Source organism: Streptomyces sp. NPDC059851 (assembly GCF_042732005.1).
In the GTDB taxonomy this organism is placed as follows: domain Bacteria; phylum Actinomycetota; class Actinomycetes; order Streptomycetales; family Streptomycetaceae; genus Streptomyces.
In genome coordinates, this window is sequence record NZ_JBHWJJ010000069.1 from 16100 (window position 1) to 40057 (window position 23958).

Here is a 23958-nt window from a genome sequence, read left to right on the forward strand (position 1 = left end):
GGGTCAGCGTACGGCCGCCGCCAGGGCCGCCTTCGGGAACAGGTCCTCGAAGGGGCCCGCGGAATCGATCCCCTCGCGACCGTACGGCGCGTCGAAGCTCCGGACCATGAACAACAGGAACACGATCAGCGCGCTGAACAGGCCCGCCAGCAGCAGCTCGCGGCCGGAGCGGCGGATCTGGAGCGTGAAGATGAGGCCGACCGTCACCACACCGCCCGTCAGCAGCCCGAACCAGACCACGCTCGGCAGGGTGGACTCGTCGCTCTGCACACGTGAGTGGCGGGCGTCGTCCGCGGCCGCGATGTGGTCCAGCAACGGCTGGTAGGCCTGCGCCTGCAGCTCGGTGGCCGGGCTCTGGTGGGTGACGTCGCTGCGCAGCTTCGCGAGCAGCACGGCGCCCTCCGGGCTGGCCGGCTCTCCCGAGGTCAGCCGCGGCCAGTCCACGGAGACGGTGTGGGCGACGTACGCGTCCACCTCGCCCCGGATCCGGTCGCGGACGGCGGCCGGGTAGACGTCGGCGCGCTGGCTGACCTCGTACAGGGCCTGCGCCTCGCGCCGCACGCTGTCCTCGGCGGAACCGCGGGCCTCCCAGACGCCGGCGATCGCCAGGCCGAGCACGATCGCGTAGACCACGCCCACCATCATCGTCATGTACTCGATGACGTCGGGGGTTTCGCTGGTGTCCTCGTCGGGGGCGACCCGGCGGTGCCGGATGACCGTACAGGCGAAGACGGAGGCGCAGACGAGCACCATGGCGATGGCCAGGATCAGCCATTCGGACACGAGGGTTCTCCCGGTGGTCGGTCGGTCGTCGGTGGATCGGTCAAGGGTCAGGTGCGGCTCTTCGACCGCGGGCGCAGTGCCGCCGCGGCGAGCACGGCCGGGGTGGTGACGACGGCCATGAGCATCACGGTGGACAGGCCGCCCGGCTCCCGCCGGTCCAGGGCCCGGGAGCGGTACGGGCGGACGTGGAAGGCGGTGACGCGCGCGGTATCCGGCGCGGCTGCCGGAGGCTCCGCAGGCAGGGCCTTCGCGGCCGGAGACGCGACCGGCGCGACGGTGGGGGGCCCGCCCGCGAGCGGCTCCGGAACGGCGGCCGGCGCCGGGCCCCGCCCGGGGTGGTGCACGGTCGGCCGGACCACGCCGGCCACACCGGACACCGCAAGCGGGACCCGACCCCCCGGGGGCTCAGGAGGCCGAACCTCCGGGGGCCGGACCGCGGGGGGCGGAACGACCGGCGGCCGGGCGGCGGACGGTCGGAGGGCGGGCGGCCGGCCAGCGGGAGGCCGGGCCGCCGGCGACTGGGCGGACGGGGCCCGCGGAGGCCGCTCGGGCACGCACGCGTCGACCCGGGCCTCGGCCGCCCGCGCCCCGCTACCGCCGCCGTCGTCGGCGACCGCCACCTGGCCGTGCAGCGGGCAGAACACCGCCACCAGGCCCGCCCCCGCGAAGTACTGCCAAGCGGCCACCGCGCGTCCTTTCGTTCCGCAGCAGAAGTGAGGATTCCGGCTGAAGAAACGATCACGGCACCCTCACGACACGCTGCAACCGCGACGAGATGCCCGACGGGGCCCGGATTCAGCCCATCGGGACCACCGGGCCGGTGACCAGGAGCCCCATCCCCCGGGAACGACCGTGCGACGCGGGCGGCGCCCGCCCGCCCGGTTCACCCGTCCGGCGCAGCACCTGCCGTCGCCCTCCGCCGCCCCGCCCCACGATCGTGAGGAGCGCACCCGCGGCCGACGCGGGGCCGGCGGAAAGGGACGGTGGCGGGTGGACCTCGAAGCGAAGGCCGACGCCCTGATGGACGGTCTGCGAGCCGATCTGGAACGGCTCACGGCGATCCCGTCCGTCGCCTTCCCCGGCCATCCGAAGGAGCCCGTGCTCCAGGCGCACGACTTCGTCGCCGATCTGCTGCGCGACGCGGGCGTCCCGGTGGTGGAGCGGATCGACCTCCCGGACACCGCGCCCGTCGTCTGGGGCGAGATCCCGCCGCCGGAGCCCGACGCCCCGACCGTCCTGCTCTACGGTCACTACGACGTGCAGCCCGCCGGGGACCCCCGACTGTGGCTCTCGCCGCCGTTCGAACCCACCCCCGTGCCCGGCGGCCTGCGGGCCCGGGGCGTCGCCGACGACAAGTCGAACGTGATGGCCCAGGTGGGCATGGTCCGCCTGTACGGGGGCCGGCCCCCGGTCGGTCTCAAGGTGGTGATCGAGGGCCAGGAGGAGTACGGCAGCGCGGTCGACGCGTACCCGCCGACCGATCCCGAACGGTTCGCCTGCGATGCGATGGTCATCGCCGACCTCGGCAACCTGCGGCCCGGCACCCCGACCCTGACCACGGGCCTGCGCGGGGCCGCGGAGCTCACGGTGGAGGTGCGCACCCTCGCCGAACCGCGGCACAGCGGGGAGTTCGGCGGCGCCGCGCCCGACGCGCTGCTCGTGCTGCTGCACGCGCTGGCGAGCCTGCACGACGCGCACGGCGATGTGGTGGTGCCGGGTCTGCGGCGCGATCCGTGGCCGGGGGCCGCGTTCTCCGAGGAGGAGTTCCGCGATCTGGCCGCGGTCCACGACGACGTGCCGCTGCTGGGCAGCGGCACGCTCGGCGAACGGCTGTGGAGCGGCCCTGCCGTCACCGTCATCGGGCTGGACGCGCCCGCCGTGGACCACGCCGCCTCGGCCGTGGTCCCGTACGCCCGAGCCAGGCTGAACCTGCGCTTCCACCCGCTTCAGGATCCGCACGACGCCCTGGACGCCCTGGCCCGGCACCTGCTCGCGCAGCGCCCGTTCGGCGTGCCGCTCACGGTCACCCCGGGCGGCACCGGCCCCGGCTTCGAGGCGCGGACGGGCGGGCCCGCGTACCGGGCGGCGCTCACCGCCCTGGAGGAAGCCTGGGGAACCCCGGTCTCGTACGTGGCTTCGGGCGCCTCGATCCCGCTGGTGAACGGTCTCGCGCGGGCCGCCCCGCAGGCCGAGGTGCTGCTGTTCGGGGCGGAGGACAGCCTGTGCAACCAGCACGGCCCCAACGAGCGGGTGCTGCTGTCGGAGCTGCGCAACACGGTGGTGGCGCTGGCCGCCTTCGTCCGGGAGTACGCGGCGGACTACCGCGCGGCAGCGCCCCGGTGACGGCCGCCCGCGCGGTACGACGTCCGTGCGCCGGCCAGGGGCCCCTGCGTGTGCGAGGGGCGCGACCCGTCAACGGGTCGCGCCCCTCGCCCGGTCCTGCCGGCCGTCGCGCTGGCGTGTCCTGCCGTCAGGCCGTCGTGCGGCGGCCCGTCAGCCCGCCTCGGCGCCGCCGAAGCGCTCGCGGTAGGACTCCAGGTCCTCCTCGCTGATCTTCGCGAAGAGCACCGGCGGCACGGTGAACGGCGTGCCCGCCGGGACAGCGTCCAGGGCCTTCGCCTGCTCCGGGGAGACCCAGGCGGCCGTGTCGTCGGCGAGCTGGAACGCCGAGCGCATGGCGCGCGCCGAGGCCGGGATGAACGGCTCGGAAACCACCGAATAGAGGTGGATGAGGTTCATCGCGGTGCGCAGGGTGAGCGCCGCGCCCTCCGGGTCGGTCTTGATCTCCAGCCACGGGGCCTTCTCCTCCAGGTAGGAGTTGCCGGCCGACCACAGGGCGCGCAGCGCTGCCGCGGCCTTGCGGAACTGGAGGGTGTCCATGTGGCCCTCGTACTCCGCGAGGAGCTCCGCGATCTGCTCGCCGAGCCGGGCCTCGGCCTCGCCGGCCTCGTTGCCCGCCGGCACGTCGTCGCCGAAGCGCTTGCGCGAGAAGGACAGCACGCGGTTGACGAAGTTGCCGAGGGTGTCGGCGAGGTCCTTGTTGACCGTGGCGGTGAAGTGCTCCCACGTGAAGGACGAGTCGTCGGACTCGGGCGCGTTGGCGATGAGGAAGTAGCGCCAGTAGTCGGCCGGGAGGATCTCCAGCGCCTGGTCGGTGAAGACGCCGCGCTTCTGCGAGGTGGAGAACTTGCCGCCGTAGTACGTCAGCCAGTTGAAGGCCTTGACGTAGTCGACCAACTTCCAGGGCTCGCGCACGCCGAGCTCGGTGGCCGGGAACATCACCGTGTGGAACGGGACGTTGTCCTTCGCCATGAACTGCGTGTACCGGACGTCCTCGGCCTCGAACCACCAGGACTTCCAGTCACGGGCCGCCGGGTCGAGGTCCGACCATTCCTTCGTCGCGCCGATGTACTCCACGGGCGCGTCGAACCAGACGTAGAAGACCTTGCCCTCGGCGGCCAGGTCGGGCCAGGTGTCGGCCGGGACGGGGACGCCCCAGTCGAGGTCGCGGGTGATCGCGCGGTCGTGCAGGCCCTCGGTCAGCCACTTGCGGGCGATGGAGGACGCCAGCTGCGGCCACTCCGCCTCGTGCTGCGCGACCCAGGCCTCCACCTCGTGCTGCAGCTTGGACTGCAGGAGGAAGAGGTGCTTGGTCTCGCGGACCTCCAGGTCGGTGGAGCCGGAGATCGCCGAGCGCGGGTCGATCAGGTCGGTCGGGTCCAGGACGCGGGTGCAGTTCTCGCACTGGTCGCCGCGGGCCTTGTCGTAGCCGCAGTGCGGGCAGGTGCCCTCGACGTAGCGGTCCGGCAGGAAGCGGCCGTCGACCGGCGAGTAGACCTGCCGGATCGCCCGCTCCTCGATGAAGCCGTTCTTCTGCAGCTGGCGCGCGAAGTGCTGGGTGATCTCCCGGTTCTGCACCGAGGAGCTGCGGCCGAAGTAGTCGAAGGACAGCTCGAAGCCGTCGTAGACCGCCTTCTGGGCGTCGTGGGCCTGCGCGCAGAAGTCGGAGACGGACAGGCCGGCTTCCTTGGCGGCGAGCTCGGCGGGGGTGCCGTGCTCGTCGGTGGCGCAGATGTAGAGGACGTCGTGGCCGCGCTGGCGGAGGTACCGGGAGTACACATCCGCCGGAAGCATCGACCCGACCATGTTGCCCAGGTGCTTGATCCCGTTGATGTAGGGAAGCGCGCTGGTGATCAGGTGTCGAGCCATCCTCGGATGCTCCATTTCATGTATGCGGTTGCAGCGTTCGAGCCGTGACGGATTGTGATGAGGTCATCGTATCGAACCGTCGAATGGCCGCGCGCCCGCATTTTGCCGGGTGGACGTAACGCAAAAGCGAGGGATGCGACCTCTGCGTCACGGCCCTCGCCACGGTTCATGCTACAGCCGGGACGCGATCGGCCGGGACCGGGCCCCGGCTCCGGCCGGGCCGTGGCGCGGCCCTGGCGCGACCCTGGCGCGGCCTGGCGTAGTCGTGGCGGAGCGCTGGTCCGGCCCTATGGCCGGGGCATATGCGTACGTACCGGCTGCGGTGGCGCGTGGTCGAAGTCTGTCACCCGTCGATCATCACCGAACGTAATCCTCCACCTTCGTCCTTCTGCGCCCCGCGTGCACGCCCGCGCTGTCAGTCTTGCCGCGCACAGGGGATGAGGTGAGGTGGAGCGGTGAGCGATGGCGGACCTGAGGAGTCCGGCGGGGCGGTGGGGCTGCCCAGCCGACGGCGACGGCCGACGCCGATGAGCCAGTGGAACCCGACGGCACGCCTGTCCTACTGGGCCTTCCACACCAATCGGAGGCCCTCTTACATGCGCTTCGCGTATCTGCAGCTGGGCTCCGACGCGGCCGCCGAGGACGCCGTGGACGCGACCTTCGACTCGATCATGGACGAGTGGCTGCGCATGCTCCACATGGACCGGCTCGACGCCTATGCCTGGACCCTCCTCAAGCAACGCCTGGTCGACCGGCAGCGGCAGCGCGGCACCGGGCCCGACCCCACGGACATCAGCGCCTTCGAAGCCGCCCTCAAGGAGGCCACCGCCGACCGGTACGAGGTCCTCACCGACACGATCCGCTTCTACTCCGCCGTGTCCCGGCTCGCCGAGCGCCAGCGGGACGCCGTGCTGCTGCGCTACGGACTCCAGTGCACCCCCGGGGAGGCCGCCGCCGTGATGGGCGTCGACGAGGCCACCGTCCGCTCGCAGCTCGGCCAGGCGCACCGGCGGCTCGCCCGCCTGCTCGACACCTCCGCCGAATCATGAGGCGGCGCGAGGACGACGAGGAGCCCGGCCGCGACGCCGCCGCCCGCCGCTCCCTGGACGAGTTCCTGGCCCGGGCGGGCGTCCGCGACCGGTACCCGCACTACGACCTGGGCGCGGCCGAGGCACGGCTGCTGCGCACCGCCCGCCGCAAGGGCGCCACGGCCGCGGCGACGGCCACGGCCACCGCCCGCCGCCGGGCCTACGTGTGGAGCGACCCCGCGCGGGACTGCCCGCTCGACTCCGAACGGGCCCGGCGGGACCTGAAGGCCGTCTGCCTCGCCGTCGTGTGCGCTCCGGGGGCGGAGGCGCAGCTCGCCGCCTTCCTCGCGAGCGCGCACACCGACCTGGCGGGCGCGGTCGTCTTCGGCTGCCTGCTGCACCTGGCCGGGCTGCGCGAGGGGGCCCGGTTCTGGTGGCAGTACGCCGCCGGCTCGGGGCGCTCCTGCACCGCACCGGCCGCCTACTGCCTCTTCCTCGACCACTCCCGGCGCGGTGAGCACCACGACGCCCGGGTCTGGGCGCACGAGCTGGGCGCGCGCGGCTACCGCCCGGGCGGGCGCCGGGACCTGCGCGAGGTGCGGCTGTGCGCGCAGGCGGCCGTGCTGCGGTACGTCGACCAGCGCGACGATCCCGACCTGGGCGCGGTGCCGCTGCCGAAGCCGGGGCTGCCGGCGGTGCTCGCCGGGTTCCGGCCGCCGCTGCCGACGCCGACCGTCGCGGATGCCGCCGCGGACCCGGTCCCGGTCCCCGGGTCGGGGTCGGGGGCGGGGTCGGGGGCGGGGTCGGGGGCGGGGGGCACGCCGGGGCCGGGTGCGGGGTCGGGGTCAGGGCCGGCGGGAGACCTCGCCGGCCCGGGGACAGCCGGTGCCGGCCCGCCCCGGGTTCCCGGTCAGCGGCGGGCGGACCGCGGGGGCACGCACGGCGGCGACCGCGGCCGCCGGGGCGGCCGGGCGCCGGCAGGCGGCTCCGGCGAGGCCCTTGCCGAGGCCCTCCGCGCACTGGCCGTCGTACGGGTCCTGGAGAAGCACCCGCTCGGGGTGCGGGCCGGCCAGCTGGCCCGGGAATCCGCACTGGCCGAGGAGGAGCTCCGGCCGGTGCTGGCGATGCTGTGCGAGGAGGAGTACGCGTACCGGCCCGGCGCGGGCGTGTACGCGCGCGGGCCCGCCCTGGACCGGCTCGCCGTCCCCGGCGGCGGGCTGGCCGGGCAGCTCCAGCGGACCCTGGCACTCGCGCGGGACAGCGCCGGGGCCGCCGTGTACCTCAGCCGGTACGCCGACGGCGAGGTCCGGATCACGCAGATGGCCGACGGTCCCGGGGCCCCGCCGGTGCAGGAGTGGGTGGACTTCCGGGACGCCGCGCACGCCAGCGCGGTCGGCAAGTGCCTGCTCACCCAGCTCGGCCCCGACCTGCGCCGCGACCACGTCACCCGGCACCGGCCCGCGCGGTTCACGGCCCGGACGATCACCGACAGCCGGGTGCTGTTCTCCGCCCTGGACGCGGTGGCTCCGGGTGCACCGGTGTTCGACCTGCGCGAGTACTCCCCCGGCGTGGTGTGCGCCGCCGTGCCCATCGCCGCGGGCGGCGCCGCGGGCAGTCTCGCGCTGTCCCTGCCCACGGCCCACGCACACCGGCTGCACGGGGCGACCGAGGCACTGCGCCGCAAGGCCGTTCCGGTCTTGCTGGCCCTGCTCCTGGCGGGCGCGATCCCGCCGGACGCACCCGGAGCCCCGGCACCGGCGGACCCGACGGTTCCGGCCGACGCGTCCGCCGGTGCCGGTGCCGCGGCCGGTGCCGCGGCGGCGCCCGGGGCCCCCTCGGGGACGGGGGCCTCCGGGCGGTCCGGCGCTGCCGGGCCCGGCAGCGCACCGCCCGAGGCGGCCCGACCCGCGCCGGGCGCCGTCCCGGTGGCCCCCGCAGTCGCCGCGGTCCCCGCCGTCACCACGGTCACCGCGGAGACCCTGCGCCATCTGCGCAGCCTCTTCCGCACGCCGCTGGCCCGGTCCACGGCCTCGGCGGCCGGCCCGCACCTCGTCAGCGACAGCGCGTCGGAGGCGGCGTACCTCTTCGAGGCGGCCCCCGACGACCCCGGCCCGCCCCGCCTCGCGCTGCCCCGCACCCTCGCCCCCCTCACCCCGGGCAGCCTCCGGGCCCATGACGGGCTCGTCGTCCTCGGCACCTGAGGGCCACGGCGCCGGGCCGGCGGCGGTGATCCCCTGCGGCGGTTTCGCCCCGGCACGGCAGGACGCCCCGGCACGGCAGGGCGTCTCAGCCCGCCCGGCTGAGGCGGTCCGCTCCGGAGAGGATCGCCGTCGCCAGCGCCTCGGCGGGCGCCGACACCCGCGCCCCGCGGAGCAGCGCGAACTCCACCGAGCCCAGGTCCGGCAGCCCCGGCACGCGCACCAGGCCGGGCGGGATCAGCCCACGGGTGTGCGCCATCACGCCCAGACCGGCCCGGGCCGCGGCGACCAGGCCGTTCAGGCTGCCGCTCGTACAGGCGATCCGCCACCCCCGCCCGTCCCGCTCCAGGACCTCCAGGGCACGGGCCCGGGTGATCCCCGGTGGCGGGAAGACGATCAGCGGGACCGGCCGGTCCGGGTCCACCCGCAGTCCCTCGGCCCCGATCCACACCATCCGGTCCCGCCACACCAGCCGGCCCCGTTCGTCCCCCGGACCGCGCCGCTTGGCGAGGACGAGGTCCAGCCGGCCGGCGTCGAGCCGTTCGTGCAGGGTCCCGGAAAGCTCGACCGACAGCTCCAGGTCCACCTCCGGGTGCTCGTGGCGGAAGCCCTCCAGGATCTCCGGCAGCCGCGTCACCACGAAGTCCTCCGACGCCCCGAACCGCAGGCGCCCCCGCAGCCGCGTGCCGGTGAAGTAGGCCGCCGCCCGTTCGTGGGCCTCCAGGATGGTCCGGGCGAAGCCGAGGAGCGCCTCACCGTCCTCCGTCAGCTCCACGCTGTGCGTGTCCCGCAGGAAGAGCGGGCGCCCCGTCGCCTCCTCCAGCCGGCGTACGTGCTGGCTGACCGTGGACTGGCGCACGCCGAGCCGCCCGGCGGCCTGGGTGAAGCTGAGCGTCTGCGCGACCGTGAGGAAGGTGCGCAGTTGAACCGGGTCGTACACGGTTCCATGGTGCCACGGTCATCACGGAACACGATGACAGTCAGAGCAGTGTGCGGGTTTCCCGATGACCGGTGGGCGGCCGACCATGAGGGACGGAGCACCGCACGCAGGAGCAGGGCGCGACCCTGGGCCCCGCCCTGCGCTCCCTCGCTCCCCCCCGTACCCCTGACCCGGCTGCCCCGCCCCCGCTCCCCCGCACCGTTCCGCCACCGACAGCAAGTGAGCCCCGTACATGCGCCGCCCGCACCTGCCCTCCTGGCTGCCCCTGGACCCGTACGTACTGGCCCTCCTCGGCACCGTCGGCCTCGCGGCCCTGTTCCCGGCCCGCGGCCCGGCCGCCACCGTCGCCGGGGGCGCCGCCACCGCGGCCGTGGCCCTGCTCTTCTTCCTCTACGGGGCCCGCCTCTCCACCCGTGAGGCGCTGGACGGGCTGCGCCACTGGAGGCTCCACCTCACCGTGCTGATCTGCACCTTCGTGCTCTTCCCCGTACTCGGCCTCGCCGCGCGGGCCCTGGTGCCGACCGTGCTGACGCCGCCGCTCTACGGCGGGCTGCTCTTCCTCTGCCTCGTCCCGTCGACCATCCAGTCCTCCATCGCCTTCACCTCGATCGCCCGCGGCAACGTGCCCGCCGCCATCTGCGCCGGCTCGTTCTCCAGCCTCGCCGGGATCCTCCTCACCCCGCTGCTCGCCGCCGGGCTGCTCGGCGGCAGCATCGGCGGGTTCTCCTCCGGCTCCGTGCTGAAGATCGCCCTCCAGCTCCTGCTGCCCTTCCTCCTCGGGCAGGCGCTGCGCCCGCGCATCAGCGGCTTCCTGGCGCGGCGCAAGGCGGTCCTGGGGTACGTCGACCGCGGCTCAATCCTGCTCGTCGTGTACACCGCGTTCAGCGCGGGGATGGCCGCCGGCGTCTGGCACCGGGTCAGTGCCGTACGGCTGGTCGCGCTCCTGGCGGTGGAGGCCGTACTGCTCGCGACGATGCTGCTGGTGACCTGGTACGGGGCGAAGCGGCTCGGGTTCGGCCGGGCGGACCGGATCGCCGTCCAGTTCGCCGGGGCGAAGAAGAGCCTGGCGGCCGGACTCCCCATGGCGAGCGTGCTGTTCGGGGCCCAGGCGAGCCTGGCCGTATTGCCGCTGATGCTCTTTCACCAGATGCAGCTGATGGTGTGCGCGGTGCTGGCGCGGCGGCGCGCCCGGGACGCCGGGGCAGGCGCCGGGGCGGAGGCGGAGACGGGGGCGGGAACCAGGGGGGAGGCCGAACTCCCCGCCGGGCATGTGGCGGAGGTCTCTCCCGCGCCCCAACACCCCGCGCCGCGCGCCCGGTAGCGTGCGGCGGTGACCTGGATACGCCCGCTCGCCGCCCACGCCGAACGCCCCTGCACCCTCGTGGTCTGCCGCGGCTGCTGCTGCGGCGACCCCCGCAAGAACCCCGGCACCGACCACGCCGGCCAGCTGGCCCGGCTGCGCGAGGCCGCTGCCGCTTCCGGGGGCCGCCTGGCCGTCCGCACGAGCGACTGCCTCGGCCCGTGCGCGCAGGCCAACGTGATCGTGGTGCAGCCGACGACCGAGGCGCGCCGGCGGGGAGCCCGCGCGGCCTGGTTCGGCTGGGCCCTGGACGACACCGCTACGGACGAGGTCATCGCCTGGGCAGAGGCGGGCGGTCCGGGCATCGTCCCGCTCCCGGCGACGCTCGACCTGCACCGCATCGATCCGCCGGCGCCGGCGGCCACCCGGAACGGCGCCGGAAAGACGAAGGCCGGCACCGCCCGCAGGGGCGGCGGTCGCCGCGGCCGCTAGGCGGTGCCCGGCCCGCCACCGGTGAGGTAGTCCTCGCCCGGGCAGCACGGCCGACGTCCAGGCCGACATCCAGAAAGGGTTGGGTGCATGAGCGATCCGACGGCGGTTCCTCCCCCGCCCGACCGGGCGGAAGTCGCTGCCCGTTGGCGGGCGCTGGTGGCGGGTGACGTGACACGCGAGGCCGTGCACGCATGGGCCGTTCCCTGGGTCGAGGGCGAGGGCGCCTTCAGCGACTTCCCCCCACTGGTCCTCACCGCCCTGCAGCACTTGCACGGCTTCGACCTCTGCCGGGACCCGGGCCGTCCCGGCCTCCTGTGGCACGGCACGTCGGGCGAGGGCGAGTGGATCCACTCGTCGGAGGACGTCGCCGGAGGGTTCGCCCGCTGGCAGGAGCTGTGCCGTCGCCACGATGGGGACGGCGATGCGGATCCGCAGGGCTGGTCGAAGGCGGTGCGGGAACGGGCGGGAGCTGCCGTTCGGGCCGGGGCGGCCGAGGAGGCCGAGGGGGCCGAGGGGGCCGAGGGGGCCGAGGGCGCCGAGGGGGCCGAGGGCGCCGAGGGCGCCGGGGCCGGAGCGTCCGCCCGTGGCCCCGGCAGCAGCAACGGCAACAGCTCCTAGGCGTGGCGGCGGGCGGGCTCCGGCGCCGCGGGGGCGTCCTGGTCCCCGAGGTCGAGGCGGTCCTCTCCCGCGTAGATGTTCATGTTGCCGCCGCGCAGGAAGCCCACCAGCGTCAGCCCGGACTCCAGCGCCAGGTCCACGGCCAGCGAGGACGGGGCCGAGACGGCCGCCAGTACGGGGATGCCCGCCATGACGGCCTTCTGCGCGAGCTCGAAGGAGGCCCGGCCGGACACCAGCAGGACGCTGTCCGAGAGGGGCAGCAGCCCGGCCTGGAAGGCCCGTCCGACGATCTTGTCGACGGCGTTGTGCCGGCCGACGTCCTCCCGGAGGTCGAGGAGCTCGCCGTCGGCGGAGAAAAGGCCGGCCGCGTGCAGGCCGCCGGTGCGGTCGAAGACCTTCTGCGCCGCCCGCAGCCGGTCCGGCAGCCGGCCGAGGAGGTCCACGGGGATCCGCACGCCGTCGCCGTCGGCCGGCGTGAGGGGGAACCTGGTCGCGGTGCGGACGGCGTCCAGGCTGGCCTTGCCGCACAGGCCGCAGGAGGAGGTGGTGTAGACGTTCCGTTCGAGGGTGACGTCGGGAAGCGGAACCCCCGGCGCGAGCCGGACGTTGACGACGTTGTACGTGTTCGAGCCGTCCTCCGCGGCCCCCTCGCAATAGGTGACCGCCTGGACCTCCGCGGCGGAGCCGAGCACGCCCTCGCTCACGAGGAAACCCGTGGCGAGCGCGAAGTCGTCGCCGGGGGTGCGCATGGTGATCGCGAGGGGCTTGCCGTTGAGGCGCACCTCCAGCGGCTCCTCGGCGACCAGCGTGTCCGGGCGGACCCCGGTGGTACCGTTCCGCACCCGTATGACGCGCCGGCGCTCGGTGACCCGTCCCATGTGATCAGACCGCCCGTTCTTTCCTCGCGGTGCACGTCGTCGTGCGCCTGAGGTGCCCATTGTCCCGGACCGGGAGGATGCTGCGGAATCTCCAAATTCCGTAACCGGAATCCTGTCGGGTCCCACGCCCGCGTACCCGTCGGTAGCCGGTCAGGCTGGATGGTCCTGCAGTCGTACGAGGGGGTTCCGTTCATGACCGGTTCGCGCGTGGTGGCTCTGGGGCATTACCAGCCCGCGAGAGTGCTCACCAACGAGGACCTCGCCACCATGGTCGACACCAGTGACGAGTGGATCCGCTCGCGGGTCGGCATCCGGACGCGGCACATAGCCGGGCCGGAAGAGCCGGTGGACGAGCTGGCCTACCAGGCCGCGGGCAAGGCGCTCGCGGGTGCCGGGCTGGCCCCGGACGACATCGACCTGGTGCTGGTGGCCACGTCCACGGCGATCGACCGCTCCCCCAACATGGCCGCGCGGGTCGCCGCGAAGCTGGGCATGGGCGCCGGTCCGGCCGTCATGGACCTCAACGTGGTCTGCTCGGGCTTCACGCACGCCCTGGCCACGGCCGACCACGCCATCCGGGCCGGTTCCGCGAGGCGGGCCCTGGTCATCGGCGCGGACAAGATGACCGAGATCACCGACTGGACCGACCGCACCACCTGCGTCCTGACGGGCGACGGGGCGGGTGCGGCCGTCGTCGAGGCCTGCGAGGAGCCGGGGATCGGGCCGGTGCTGTGGGGGTCGGTCCCGGAGATGGGGCACGCGGTCCGGATCGAGGGCACGCCGCCGGTCTTCGCCCAGGAGGGGCAGTCCGTGTACCGCTGGACGACGAGCCGGCTGCCGGCACTGGCCCGCCAGGTGTGCGAGAAGGCGGGGCTCACGCCGGAGGACCTGGCCGGGGTGGTCCTGCACCAGGCGAACCTGCGGATCATCGAGCCCCTGGCCCAGCGGCTCGGCGCCGTGAACGCGGTCGTCGCCCGGGACGTCGTCGACTCCGGCAACACCTCGGCGGCCAGCATCCCGATGGCGCTGTCGAAGCTCGTCCAGCGCGGCGAGATCCCCTCGGGCGCCCCGGTGCTCCTCTTCGGCTTCGGCGGGAACCTGTCGTACGCCGGTCAGGTCATCTCCTGCCCGTAGCCGCCGGGTGAAGGGGGTCGCGGAGGAGCCGCCGACGCAGCGAGACGATCCGTCCCGCAAGGCCGTCGGCGGCATGCCCGCAGGTCAGCGACCGCCCCGGAGCGAATACCTGGTCGGAGCCACGCCGAACTGCTGCTATTGTTGTCCATGTCGCCGCGGGAGACCGGGGCGGATCACCTAGTCCGGGTGGCGGAATGGCAGACGCGCTAGCTTGAGGTGCTAGTGCCCTTTATCGGGCGTGGGGGTTCAAGTCCCCCCTCGGACACCAGCTAAGACCCCAGTCCATCTGGGGTCTTTCGCTTTTCTGGGCAGCGGCGTGACCACGAACCGGCCTGCGACCGGCCGTCACTGCGCGGGCCGACCGGCCCCGGCCCTCCTCAGGAGTTCCGTGGGGAACGGGGTCTGGGTCATCGAGCACGCACCTGCGTGAGGCCGTAGCGGGTCGACGGGGCGGCTGGCGAGGCCAGCAACGGAACCGTGGAGTACGACAACGGCACCGGCAAGTGGACCTGCATCGGCGGCAGGTACAACAGCCAGCCCATTGGCTGAAGCAGCCACGGGCCCGGCCCCGAGCCGACGACACGGAATCCGGAAGACCCCCGCAGAAGCAGGGGTCTTCCGGATTTTGCCCGGGGGTGCGGATCCCCGACCGTCATCCACGGCGACGCTCCGCCCCGAGGGGACACCCACGGTCACGCCGGGGCCGTGGGGGTGACGGCGGTGGAGCCGACGGCCCGTGCGCCGCTGCCGGGGTCCGGGCGGCCGGTCCCGGCGGGCCGGTACTGCGGCCTTCCGGTTCCGCGGCCACCATCGGAGTAACGGCCCGTTGAACAGTTCGGCCCGGGCCCGGACGCCCGGTGGCGACCTCGCCCTCGACGCCCCCTTCGCCGGTGGGAGGCCCGCTCCGGGCCCCGGCTCCACGCCCCTGCCGGCCCCGCACTCCGCCCCGAACCGGCCGCTGAAGGCCTGGGACACGGACCCGGGAAGCGCGCAGCGCCTCCGCCGCTCCGGGCGTGTCGCCCCTGTGGTGAGTGATCCGCTTCGAGTGGCAACCGGGCGCCGGCGGGGTGAGACTCAAAGGGCACGACGACCGGACCGAGCCGGAGGGCTCGGGTTGCGTCCGGGCACCGAGTGCGGCCGTACGGGGCCGGGGGTTGTCATCTCCTCAAAGGAGGAATTTCCTCAAGGAGCCCGCATGGAAGAAGAATCGGTCGAGGTCCTGACGTCCGGGCCGGAGCCATCTGCCCTCACGGAGCGCAGTAGCGCCGACCCGACGGAGGACATCGAACGAATTTTCGCCGAGGTACTGGCCGACGTCATCGGGGTCGACCGGGTATCGGCGGACAGTCACTTCTTCGACGATCTCGGCGCCAATTCCCTGGTCATGGCGCAGTTCTGCGCCCGGATCAGGAAGCGGTCGGACCTGCCCTCGATCTCGATCAAGGACATCTACCGCGAGCCCACGGTGCGTGGCCTGGCCGCTTCGGTGGCCGGAGCCGTCGTGGTCGCGGTGGAGCCGCCGCCCCCGCACGAGGCGCCGACCCGGACCAGCACGGTCCGTTACACGGTGTGCGGTGTGGTGCAGTGCCTGGTCTTCCTCGGTTACTGCCTGATCGCCGGCACGCTGATGACCCGTGGCTACGAATGGGTCTCCGAGGCACCGGGTGCCCCTTCCGTCTACCTGCGCTCGCTGGTCTTCGGCGGCTCCCTGTTCGTCGCGCTGTGCGCCCTGCCCATCGCGGCGAAGTGGATCCTCGTCGGCCGTTGGAGACCCCGGGAGTTCCCGATCTGGAGCGTGGCCTACCTCCGCCTGTGGACGGTACGGGTGCTGATCCAGGCCTCTCCGATGGCACTGCTGGTCGGCAACCCCCTGCACGTGCTGTACCTGCGCGCCCTGGGGGCCCGGATCGGCCCGGGCGTGACGATCCTGACCCGGACGATCCCGGTCTGTACGGACCTCCTCACGATCGGTGCCGGGACGGTGATCCGGAAGGAGGCGATTTTCCTGTGCTACCGGGCGCACGCAGGTCGCATCCAGACCGGTCGGGTCACTCTGGGCCGGGACGTGTTCGTGGGCGAGAAGACCGTCCTCGACATCGACACCGCCATGGGTGACGGGTCCCAGCTGGGCCACACCTCCACGCTGCTCCCGGGGCAGTCCGTCCCGGCCGGAGCCCGCTGGCACGGCACCCCCGCCCAGCCCACGGACGTGGACTACGTCCGGGTGCCGCCGCGGTCGTGCAGCACGCTGCGCCGCGCCTGCTACGGGCTGGTGGCCCTGCTCCAGCTGCTGGTGCTGTACGTGCCGCTGACCGTCGGCGGGTTGTACATGGTGCTGCGCGAGGTGCCCGCGCTGGATCGGGCGCTGGCCCCCGGCACCCTGGGCTACTCCTCTTCGTTGGTCTACCTGGACGCCTTCGTGCTCGCCACGGTGGTCTTCTTCGGCGGTGTGGTCTTCAGCCTGTGCGTGCTCTACACGGTGCCCAGGCTGCTGAACCGACTGATCACGCCGGACCGGGTGTATCCGCTGTACGGATTCCACTACGGGATCCACCGGCTGATCGCCCGTATGACCAACATCAGGTTCTTCCGCTGGCTGTGCGGTGACAGCTCGTACATCGTCCCCTACCTGCGGGGGCTGGGATACGACCTGTCCAAGACGGTGCAGACCGGGTCGAACTTCGGCACCGAGGTGCAGCACGAGACCCCGTTCCTGGTCAAGGTGGGCAGCGGCACGATGGTCGCCGACGGCCTGTCCATGCTCAACGCGGAGTTCTCCGGCTCCTCCTTCCGGGTCAGCCGGGTCCAGATCGGGGCGAGCAGCTTCCTCGGCAACAACATCGCCTACCCGGCCGGGGGGCGCACGGGCGAGAACTGCCTCCTGGCCACGAAGGTGATGGTCCCGCTCGACGGCGAGATCCGCGAGGGCGTGGGACTGCTCGGCTCGCCGTGCTTCGAGATCCCGCGCACGGTGGAGCGCGACACCCGCTTCGACCACCTGCGCAGCGACCAGGAGCTGGAGCGGAACCTGCGCGCGAAGAACCGCTACAACCGGCACAGCATGGCCCTGTTCCTGGGCGTGCGCTGGCTGCACGTCTTCCTCTTCGCACTGATCGGCCTGCTCACGGCCGACCTGTACGAGCTGCTCGGTGTCGTCGCGCTCGGGGCCATGCTGCCGGCCGGCCTGCTCGTCACCACCCTGTACTACGTCTTGGTGGAGCGGTCCTTCACCGCCTGGCGTCCGCTGCGCCCGCAGCTGTGCTCCATCTACGACCCCGTCTTCTGGCGCCAGGAGCGGCTGTGGAAGGTGCCCGACCAGCACCTGGTGGTCTTCAACGGCACCCCGTTCAAACCGCTGGTCTGGCGGCTGCTCGGAGTCCGGATCGGACGTCGGGTCTTCGACGACGGGTTCTCGGTGACGGAACGGACGCTGGCCTCCGTCGGCGACGACTGCACCCTCAACTTCCACAGCAAGGTGCAGTGCCACTCCCAGGAGGACGGCACCTTCAAGTCCGACTACAGCACCGTGGGCCCCGGCTGCACGCTGGGCGTCAACTCCCACGTGCACTACGGCGTGACGATGGGCGAGGAGTCCCACCTCGCCGCCGATGCCTTCCTGATGAAGGGCGAGGACGTCCCGGCGGGCGCCCGGTGGGGCGGCAATCCCGCCACCGAGACACGAGAGAACCCCCATCTGCCCGAGGCCAGCCGCCCCGCGGCGCGGCGAAGGTGAGCGGAGACATCATGGCAGTGCACCTGGAGGACGGCCGGGACTTCTGGCACCGCGTGCTCCTGTCCGGCGGTTCCACCACGCTCCCGCGGACGCACGGTCCGGGGGCGGGTGTCGCCTCCCACGAGGAGCCCGTCCCCGAGGACGTCGCCGCCGGCCTGCGCCGCCGCGCATCGGAGCTGGCGGTGCCGCTCACGACGCTCCTGCTCGCCGCGCACGGTCGGGTGTTGGCCGCGCTCACGGGTGAAAGCGAAGTCACCACGGGATATCTGACGGGGCCCGGCGAACCCGTGCTGCCCTGCCGGCTGAACACCGGGTCGGAGTCGTGGCGGCGGTTGGTGGCGGAGGTCCACTCGACCGCGTCCGCGCTGCGGGCGCACCGCCGGTACCCGGTGGAGGCGCTGCGCCGCGAGACCGGCCTGCCCGGTCCGTCGTACGAGACCGTGTTCGACCCCATCGGTGTGGACGGCCCGGACGTGGCACCGGCCACCACCCGGTCCGGCCCCGGGCCGGACCCCACGGAGCAGGTGGTACTGGTGGTCGGCGCCACGCACGCCCCGGACCGGCTCGTCCTGCGACTGCGCTACCGCACCGGGGCGCTGTCCCCCGAATCCGCCCGCAGGATCGCCGGCTACCACCGCACTGCGCTCGCCCTGTTGGCCGCCGACCCGGACGCCGCGCACGATGCGCAGAGCCTGCTGTCGGCGGAGGAACTGCGCTTCCAGCTGGAGGAGCTGGCCGGCCCCCGGCGTGACCTGCCGGACCGTCGGGCCCACGAGCTGTTCGAGGAGCGGGTCCGGATGCACCCGCAAGCGGTGGCGGTGGTGCACGGTGCGCGCAGCTGGACGTACCAGGAGGTCAATGAGCGGGCCAACCGGCTGGGTCGGGCCCTGCTGGCCCGCGGGCTGCGCAGTGAGGACCCCGTGGCGGTCGTCACGGAGCGCACCCCGGAGTGGCTGGCCGCAGTGCTGGCGGTGTTCAAGGCCGGCGGCGTGTACCTGCCGATCGAGCCGCACTTCCCGGCGGGACGCATCGCGGCCACGCTGGAGCGCGCGCAGTGCCGGCTGGTGCTGACCACGGCGGACAGCACGGCCACCCTGGAGCCGGCGGTGGCCACGCTGCCCGGGACCACCGTCCTGTACCTGGACACGGCCCTGGCCGAGCAGACGGACGGCCGCGACCTGGGCGTGGCGGTGGCCGCTGACCAGTTGGCCTACATCTACTTCACCTCCGGTTCCACGGGCACGCCCAAGGGCGCGATGTGCGAGCACGCGGGCATGCTCAACCACCTGTGGGCGAAGATCGACGACCTGGGGGTGACCGAGTCGGCGGTGGTGGCGCAGATCGCGCCGCAGTGCTTCGACATCTCCTTGTGGCAACTGGTCTCGGCGCTGCTCGTGGGCGGCCGGACGCTCCTGGTGGAGCAGGACGTCATCCTGGACGCCGAACGCTTCGTCGACCGGGTCGTCGAGGCCCGGGTCTCCGTGCTCCAGGTGGTGCCCTCGTACCTGGAGGTGGTGCTGACGTGCTTGGAGCGGCGGCCGCGGGCCCTGCCCGACCTGCGGTGCGTGTCGGTCACCGGCGAGCCGCTGAAGAAGGAGCTCACCGAGCGTTGGTTCGCCGCCCAGCCGAACGTTCCGCTGGTCAACGCCTACGGGCTGACGGAGACCTCGGACGACACCAACCACGAGGTGATGCACGGGGTGCCGGGGCAGGAGCGGGTGCCGCTCGGCCGGCCGATCGCCAACGTGCACGTGTACGTCGTGGACGAACACCTCCGCCCCGTCCCGCTGGGCGCTCCCGGCGAGATCGTGTTCTCCGGGGTGTGCGTGGGCCGCGGCTACGTCAACGATCCCGAGCGGACCGCGCTGGCCTTCCTGGACGATCCGCACCGGCCGGGCCGGCGGCTGTACCGCAGCGGCGACCACGGCCGCTGGCTGCCCGACGGGAAGCTGGAGTTCCTCGGCCGCCGGGACACCCAGGTGAAGATCCGCGGCTTCCGGATCGAGATCGGCGAGATCGAGAACACCCTGCTGCGGGTACCCGGCGTACGGGACGGCGCGGTGGTGGTCACCGAGCGGGATGACCGGGGCAAGCACCTGGTGGCCTTCTACAGCGGCCCGCAGGAGCTCGACCCGGAGCAGCTGCGGGAGCGGCTGGGCGCCTCGCTCCCCGGCTACATGGTGCCCCCGGCCTTCCATTGGCGCGAGAGCCTGCCGCTGACGGCCAACGGCAAGATCGACCGGAAGGCGTTGACGGCACTGGCCGCGGAGCTCGCCGATCTCGCCGATGCGGGCGGGACCGGGGAGGGGTACGCCGCGCCGACCACGCCGACCGAGCACCGGCTGGCCGCCGCCTGGGCCCAGGTGCTGGGCGTGCCGCAGGACCGGGTCGGCCGGACGGACCACTTCTTCGACCGCGGCGGCACTTCCCTGGCCGCGGTGCGGCTGGCGATCGCCCTGGACCGGGCGGTCTCCTTGAAGGACGTCACCCGCTGCCCGGTGCTGGCCGACCTCGCCGCGCTGGTGGACGAACGCTCCGGGCGGACGCCGGCCGGGTCCGCCCCCTCACCCGGCGGATGCCGGGTCCTCGGGGCGCCGGCCGCCGGGACCGGGGCGAGCGTGTTGCTCCAGACGCTGTCGCGACCGGTGGACAGCGGGGCCGGCTCCCTGGTGTGCGTCCCGCACGCGGGCGGCAACGCCGTCAACTTCCAGCCGCTGGCCCGGGCGTTGCCGGGCGGAGGGCCGGTGGTGCGTGCGGTGGAGCTGCCGGGGCACGATCCGGCGGCGACCGGGGCCGAGGACTTCGCGCCGCTCCCCGCGCTGGCCGAGCAGGTGGTCCGCGAGATCGGCCGACTGGGGCTGGTGGGCGTGCTGTTGTGGGGCCACTCGTCCGGCGCGGCGCTGGCCGTGGCGGTGGCCCGACTGCTGGAGGAGGCCGGGACACCGGCCCAACACCTCTTCATCGGGGCCCAGTTGCTGGGGGACGCGACCGAGCGACGTTCTGCCGCAGCCGAGTTGGAGCAGCAGAGCGATGCGCTCATTGCCGAGCGACTCGCCGCGGGCGGCGCCGGCGACGCGCCCGCGCTGGGCGCCCGGCAGGCCGAACGCGTGGCCGCCGCCTACCGGCACGACTGCGTGAGCGCCCACCACTACTTCGCCGACCTGGTCCAGTCCCCGCCCGCGGACCGGCTGGCCACTCCGGTGACGGTGGTCGTCGCGGCTGACGACCCGTACACGGCCGGGGCCGTGCAGCGGCACCGCGACTGGGGGCTGCTGGCCCGGCAGGTGCAGCTCTACGAACTCACTGACGGCGGCCACCACTTTCCGCGGACCCGTCCCATGGAGACCGCGAAGGCCGTCCTGCACGCCACGGAATGACCGGCTCGTCGAGCCGCCACCGAAAGGAGATCCAGATGGCGTCCTCATCCCCGACGTCACTTCCCGATCCGGAACTGCGACCCGGCCGACCACCGGTGTTGGAGGTCGAGATCGACGACGAGGCCCCGCAGTGGGCGACCCGGCACCGGGACGCCCTGCGCGCCGCCGTCGCCGAGCACGGCGCACTGCTGGTCCGTGGCCTCGGGCTGCGTGAACCGGCCGTGATCGGCGCCGTTTTCCGTGGCCTGGCCACGGGGCTGATGGCCGAACGCGAGGCGTTCGCGCCCCGCGAGGACCACGGCGGCGGGGTGTACTCCGCCACCCAGTGGCCGCCGAACCAGCCGATGTGCATGCACCACGAGCTCAGCTACCGGGTGGAGTTCCCGGGCCTGATGCTCTTCGCCTGCCCGACGGCACCCGCCACCGGCGGCGCCACCGCGGTCGCCGACGGGCCGACCGTGCTCGACGCCCTGCCGACCGAGTTGACCGAGCGGTTCGAGCGGGAGGGCTGGCTGCTCAGCCGGAGCTACAACGACGAGATCGGAGCCTCGGTGGCCGAAGCCTTCGGCACCGACGACCGGGCCGCCGTGGAGGCGTACTGCCGGGCCCACGCCATCGAGTTCGCCTGGCAGCCCGACGGCGGGCTGCGGACCCGTCAGCGACGCAGCGCCGTCGTGCGCCACCCGGTCAGCGGCCGGCGCTGTTGGTTCAACCAGATCGCCTTCCTCAACGAGTGGACGCTCGCCCCGGAAGTGCGCGAGTACCTGGTGGACGTGTACGGCCCCGACGGCATGCCGTTCAACACGCGCTACGGGAACGGCGACCCGATCGGCGAGGACGTGGTGCAGCTCCTGAACAAGATCTACGAGCAGGCCACGGTGCGTGAGCCGTGGCGCTCCGGCGACCTGCTGCTGGTGGACAACATCCGCACGGCGCACAGCAGGGAGCCCTTCGACGGTCCGCGCGAGGTGCTCGTGGGCCTGGCCGACCCGGTACACCTGGCCGACTGCTCCCCCACCGTGGAGGTAACCGCACGATGACCGGTACGTCGTCCCCCTCCGATGCGGCGACACCCGCCGAGGCCACGTCCCTCGTGCCGCCCTTCGCCGTGGTCCCCGGCATCCAGGTTGAGCAGGTTCTCCGGGGGCGCGAGAAGCAGCTCGTGGAGCTGGTCGAGGCCACCTACCGGATGCACAGCGCCGGCAAGTCGGTGAACCCTCCCTCGTTCTTCCTGCGGTTCCCCGACCGCCCTTCCTCCCGCATCATCGCCCTTCCCGCCTCCCTGGGCGGGCCGGCGGGGGTGGACGGGCTGAAGTGGATCTCCAGTTTCCCGGAGAACGTGACGGCCGGCATTCCCCGTGCCTCGGCCGTGCTCATCCTCAACGACCAGGCCACCGGCTACCCGTTCGCGTGCCTGGAGAGCTCCGTCATCAGCGCCAGCCGGACCGCCGCCTCGGCGGCGCTGGCCACCGACCGCCTCTGCCGGGGGCGGCCCCGCCCCTCCCGGGTCGGGTTCTTCGGCGCCGGCCTGATCGCCCGCTACATCCACACCTTCCTGGTGGCCACCGGCTGGTCCTTCGACGAGATCGGGATCCACGACCTGTCGCCGGAGAGCGCCGCCGGATTCCGCTGCTACCTGGAGCAGTCGGAGACGCCCGGGCAGATCACGGTGCACCACAGCGCCGAGGACCTGATCCGCTACAGCGACGTGGTGGTCTTCGCCACCGTCGCCGGCACCCCGCACGTCCACGACCCGTCGTGGTTCTCGCACAACCCCGTGGTGCTCCACGTGTCGCTGCGCGACCTCGCGCCGGAGATCCTGCTCGGCTCGACCAACATCGTCGACGACGTCGAGCACTGTCTGAAGGCGGACACCTCGCCCCACCTGGCCGAGCAGCTCACCGGGAACCGCGAGTTCCTGCACGGCACCCTGACCGACGTGATGACGGGGGCCGTCACGGTACCCGCCGACCGGCCGGTCATCTTCTCCCCCTTCGGTCTCGGGGTGCTCGACCTCGCAGTCGGCAAGTTCGTCTACGACGAGCTGGAACGTTCAGGAGACCTGCACTTCATCAAGGACTTCTTCCACGGCCTGCGCCGGTACGGATGAACCGCAACAGGACGCAGTCGCTACGCACAGGACCGCACGTCCGCTGACACAGGGTCCCCCGCTCAGGAGGTCACGACCCTGCCGAGGATGAGGAGGGCAACCGTGCCCGTCATATCCGTTCCCTACGACTTCAACGAGGAACAGCTCTACGTCGACCTCCGGCCGACGTTCGGGCAACCGCTCTTCCTGAAGTGCGAGGGATTCAACTTCGCCGGATCGATCAAACTGAAGGCCGCCATCGAGATGGTGGAAACCGCCGAGCAGGAAGGCCTCCTGACCGAGGACTCGATCATCGTCGAGTCCTCGTCGGGAAACCTCGGCGTCGCCCTCAGCATGATCGCGGCGAGCAAGGGCTACCAGTTCCTCTGCGTGACCGACTCACGCTGCAACCTGCCCACCCGGCTGATGATGGAGGCGTTGGGCAGCGAGGTACGCACCATCTCCCAGGAGGGTCACGCCAACGGCTTCCTCGGCGCCCGCTTGGACTACGTCCGGGCACTGTGCGCCTCCGACGACCGCTACGTGTGGCTGAGCCAGTACACCAACCCGGGCAACTGGCGGGCGCACTTCCGGCGCACCGCGCCGGCGATAGCGCGCCGGTTCCCGGCGCTGGACGTCCTGTTCGTGGGGGCCGGCACCACCGGCACCCTCATGGGCTGCGCCCGGTTCTTCCGGGAGTGGCACCGACCGGTCCGCATCGTCGCCCTGGACGCCGTGGGGTCGGTGTCCTTCGGCGGTGAACCGGGGCGGCGGATGATCCCGGGGCTGGGGATGAGCATCCGCCCTCCGCTGCTGGACGAGTCCTTCGTGGACGAGGTGGTCCGGGTCGAGGAGACGGACACCATCCGGGCCTGTCACCGTATGGCCCGCAAGGGCTTCCTCTTCGGCGGTTCCACCGGCACGGTGGTCAGCGGCGCCACGAGGTGGCTCGCCGAGCACGACACGCGCGACCTCACCGCCGTGGCGCTCGCCCCCGATCTGGGCGAGCGCTATCTGGACACCGTCTACCAGCGCAACTGGTTGCACGCCCTGTACGGCGAGAACGTGCTCGATGAGGAGGGGGCGCCGGCGACCGGCGAGCTCCAGCAGGGGCTGGCCGCGGGCCCCTGAGCAAGCCGGCTACGCCCCGGGGCCGGCGCACCACCACGGGTGGTGCGC

Annotated in this window: 16 protein-coding genes, 1 tRNA gene and 1 pseudogene; 13 read left to right on the forward strand and 5 right to left on the reverse strand. The window is 73.2% G+C overall.

What is annotated here, in order from left to right:
- Positions 1–3 precede the first annotated feature (3 nt).
- Both ACFV7Q_RS22655 and ACFV7Q_RS22660 read right to left on the reverse strand, forming a co-directional pair.
- On the reverse strand, positions 4–783 hold the full coding sequence (locus tag ACFV7Q_RS22655) for a hypothetical protein (RefSeq protein ID WP_385430973.1): 780 nt from the start codon (positions 781–783) through the stop codon (positions 4–6).
- Positions 784–830: 47 nt separating this feature from the next.
- Positions 831–1469: a hypothetical protein gene (locus ACFV7Q_RS22660; protein ID WP_385430975.1), complete on the reverse strand. Its 639-nt coding sequence runs from the start codon at positions 1467–1469 to the stop codon at positions 831–833.
- Between the two features lie 304 nt (positions 1470–1773).
- Between ACFV7Q_RS22660 and ACFV7Q_RS22665 the strand changes: the two genes are divergently transcribed.
- A complete protein-coding gene (locus tag ACFV7Q_RS22665) occupies positions 1774–3126 on the forward strand; it encodes a M20/M25/M40 family metallo-hydrolase (protein ID WP_385430977.1) in 1353 nt (450 codons plus the stop codon).
- 150 nt (positions 3127–3276) lie between these two features.
- On the opposite strand, the gene metG is transcribed toward ACFV7Q_RS22665, so the two are convergent.
- Positions 3277–4992, reverse strand: a complete 1716-nt coding sequence (gene metG, locus ACFV7Q_RS22670) for a methionine--tRNA ligase (RefSeq protein WP_385430978.1) — start codon at positions 4990–4992, stop codon at positions 3277–3279.
- A 455-nt stretch (positions 4993–5447) separates the two neighbouring features.
- Between metG and ACFV7Q_RS22675 the strand changes: the two genes are divergently transcribed.
- Complete coding sequence (locus ACFV7Q_RS22675) at positions 5448–6041, forward strand: sigma-70 family RNA polymerase sigma factor (protein WP_385430980.1); 594 nt, start codon at positions 5448–5450, stop codon at positions 6039–6041.
- 998 nt (positions 6042–7039) lie between these two features.
- Positions 7040–7735 (forward strand): annotated as a pseudogene (locus ACFV7Q_RS22680) (IclR family transcriptional regulator C-terminal domain-containing protein); the annotation flags it as partial.
- Between the two features lie 571 nt (positions 7736–8306).
- Here the strand turns inward: ACFV7Q_RS22680 and ACFV7Q_RS22685 are convergent.
- Positions 8307–9158, reverse strand: coding sequence for a LysR family transcriptional regulator (locus ACFV7Q_RS22685; protein WP_385430981.1), 852 nt, complete (start codon positions 9156–9158; stop codon positions 8307–8309).
- 232 nt (positions 9159–9390) lie between these two features.
- Here ACFV7Q_RS22685 and ACFV7Q_RS22690 point away from each other — a divergent pair, with 232 nt between their 5' ends.
- The 3 genes from ACFV7Q_RS22690 (at position 9391) to ACFV7Q_RS22700 (ending at position 11568) form a co-directional block, all read left to right on the forward strand.
- Positions 9391–10479 (forward strand): bile acid:sodium symporter family protein, encoded by a 1089-nt coding sequence (locus ACFV7Q_RS22690; protein WP_385430983.1) that lies wholly within the window; start codon positions 9391–9393, stop codon positions 10477–10479.
- A gap of 9 nt (positions 10480–10488) precedes the next feature.
- Positions 10489–10950, forward strand: a complete 462-nt coding sequence (locus ACFV7Q_RS22695) for a (2Fe-2S) ferredoxin domain-containing protein (RefSeq protein ID WP_385430985.1) — start codon at positions 10489–10491, stop codon at positions 10948–10950.
- Positions 10951–11037: 87 nt separating this feature from the next.
- Positions 11038–11568, forward strand: a complete 531-nt coding sequence (locus tag ACFV7Q_RS22700; RefSeq protein ID WP_385430987.1) for a hypothetical protein — start codon at positions 11038–11040, stop codon at positions 11566–11568.
- On the opposite strand, the gene fdhD is transcribed toward ACFV7Q_RS22700, so the two are convergent.
- A complete protein-coding gene (fdhD, locus tag ACFV7Q_RS22705; protein ID WP_385430989.1) occupies positions 11565–12446 on the reverse strand; it encodes a formate dehydrogenase accessory sulfurtransferase FdhD in 882 nt (293 codons plus the stop codon). The genes ACFV7Q_RS22700 and fdhD overlap by 4 nt on opposite strands.
- A 192-nt stretch (positions 12447–12638) precedes the next feature.
- Here fdhD and ACFV7Q_RS22710 point away from each other — a divergent pair, with 192 nt between their 5' ends.
- From ACFV7Q_RS22710 to sbnA, 7 genes are all read left to right on the forward strand, one after another.
- The gene (locus ACFV7Q_RS22710) at positions 12639–13580 is read left to right on the forward strand and encodes a beta-ketoacyl-ACP synthase III (RefSeq protein ID WP_385430990.1); all 942 of its coding nucleotides are present in this window, start codon (positions 12639–12641) and stop codon (positions 13578–13580) included.
- A 180-nt stretch (positions 13581–13760) separates the two neighbouring features.
- Positions 13761–13848, forward strand: a tRNA-Leu gene (locus tag ACFV7Q_RS22715).
- 927 nt (positions 13849–14775) lie between these two features.
- On the forward strand, positions 14776–17313 hold the full coding sequence (locus tag ACFV7Q_RS22720) for a Pls/PosA family non-ribosomal peptide synthetase (protein ID WP_385430992.1): 2538 nt from the start codon (positions 14776–14778) through the stop codon (positions 17311–17313).
- A gap of 11 nt (positions 17314–17324) precedes the next feature.
- Entirely contained in the window at positions 17325–20690 is a 3366-nt protein-coding gene (locus ACFV7Q_RS22725; protein ID WP_385430994.1) for an amino acid adenylation domain-containing protein, read from the forward strand.
- Positions 20691–20725: 35 nt separating this feature from the next.
- A complete protein-coding gene (locus tag ACFV7Q_RS22730) occupies positions 20726–21730 on the forward strand; it encodes a TauD/TfdA family dioxygenase (RefSeq protein WP_385430996.1) in 1005 nt (334 codons plus the stop codon).
- Positions 21727–22800, forward strand: coding sequence for a 2,3-diaminopropionate biosynthesis protein SbnB (sbnB, locus tag ACFV7Q_RS22735; RefSeq protein WP_385430998.1), 1074 nt, complete (start codon positions 21727–21729; stop codon positions 22798–22800). Before ACFV7Q_RS22730 ends, sbnB begins: the two co-directional genes overlap by 4 nt.
- A 102-nt stretch (positions 22801–22902) precedes the next feature.
- Positions 22903–23910, forward strand: a complete 1008-nt coding sequence (gene sbnA, locus ACFV7Q_RS22740) for a 2,3-diaminopropionate biosynthesis protein SbnA (protein ID WP_385431000.1) — start codon at positions 22903–22905, stop codon at positions 23908–23910.
- Positions 23911–23958 lie beyond the last annotated feature (48 nt).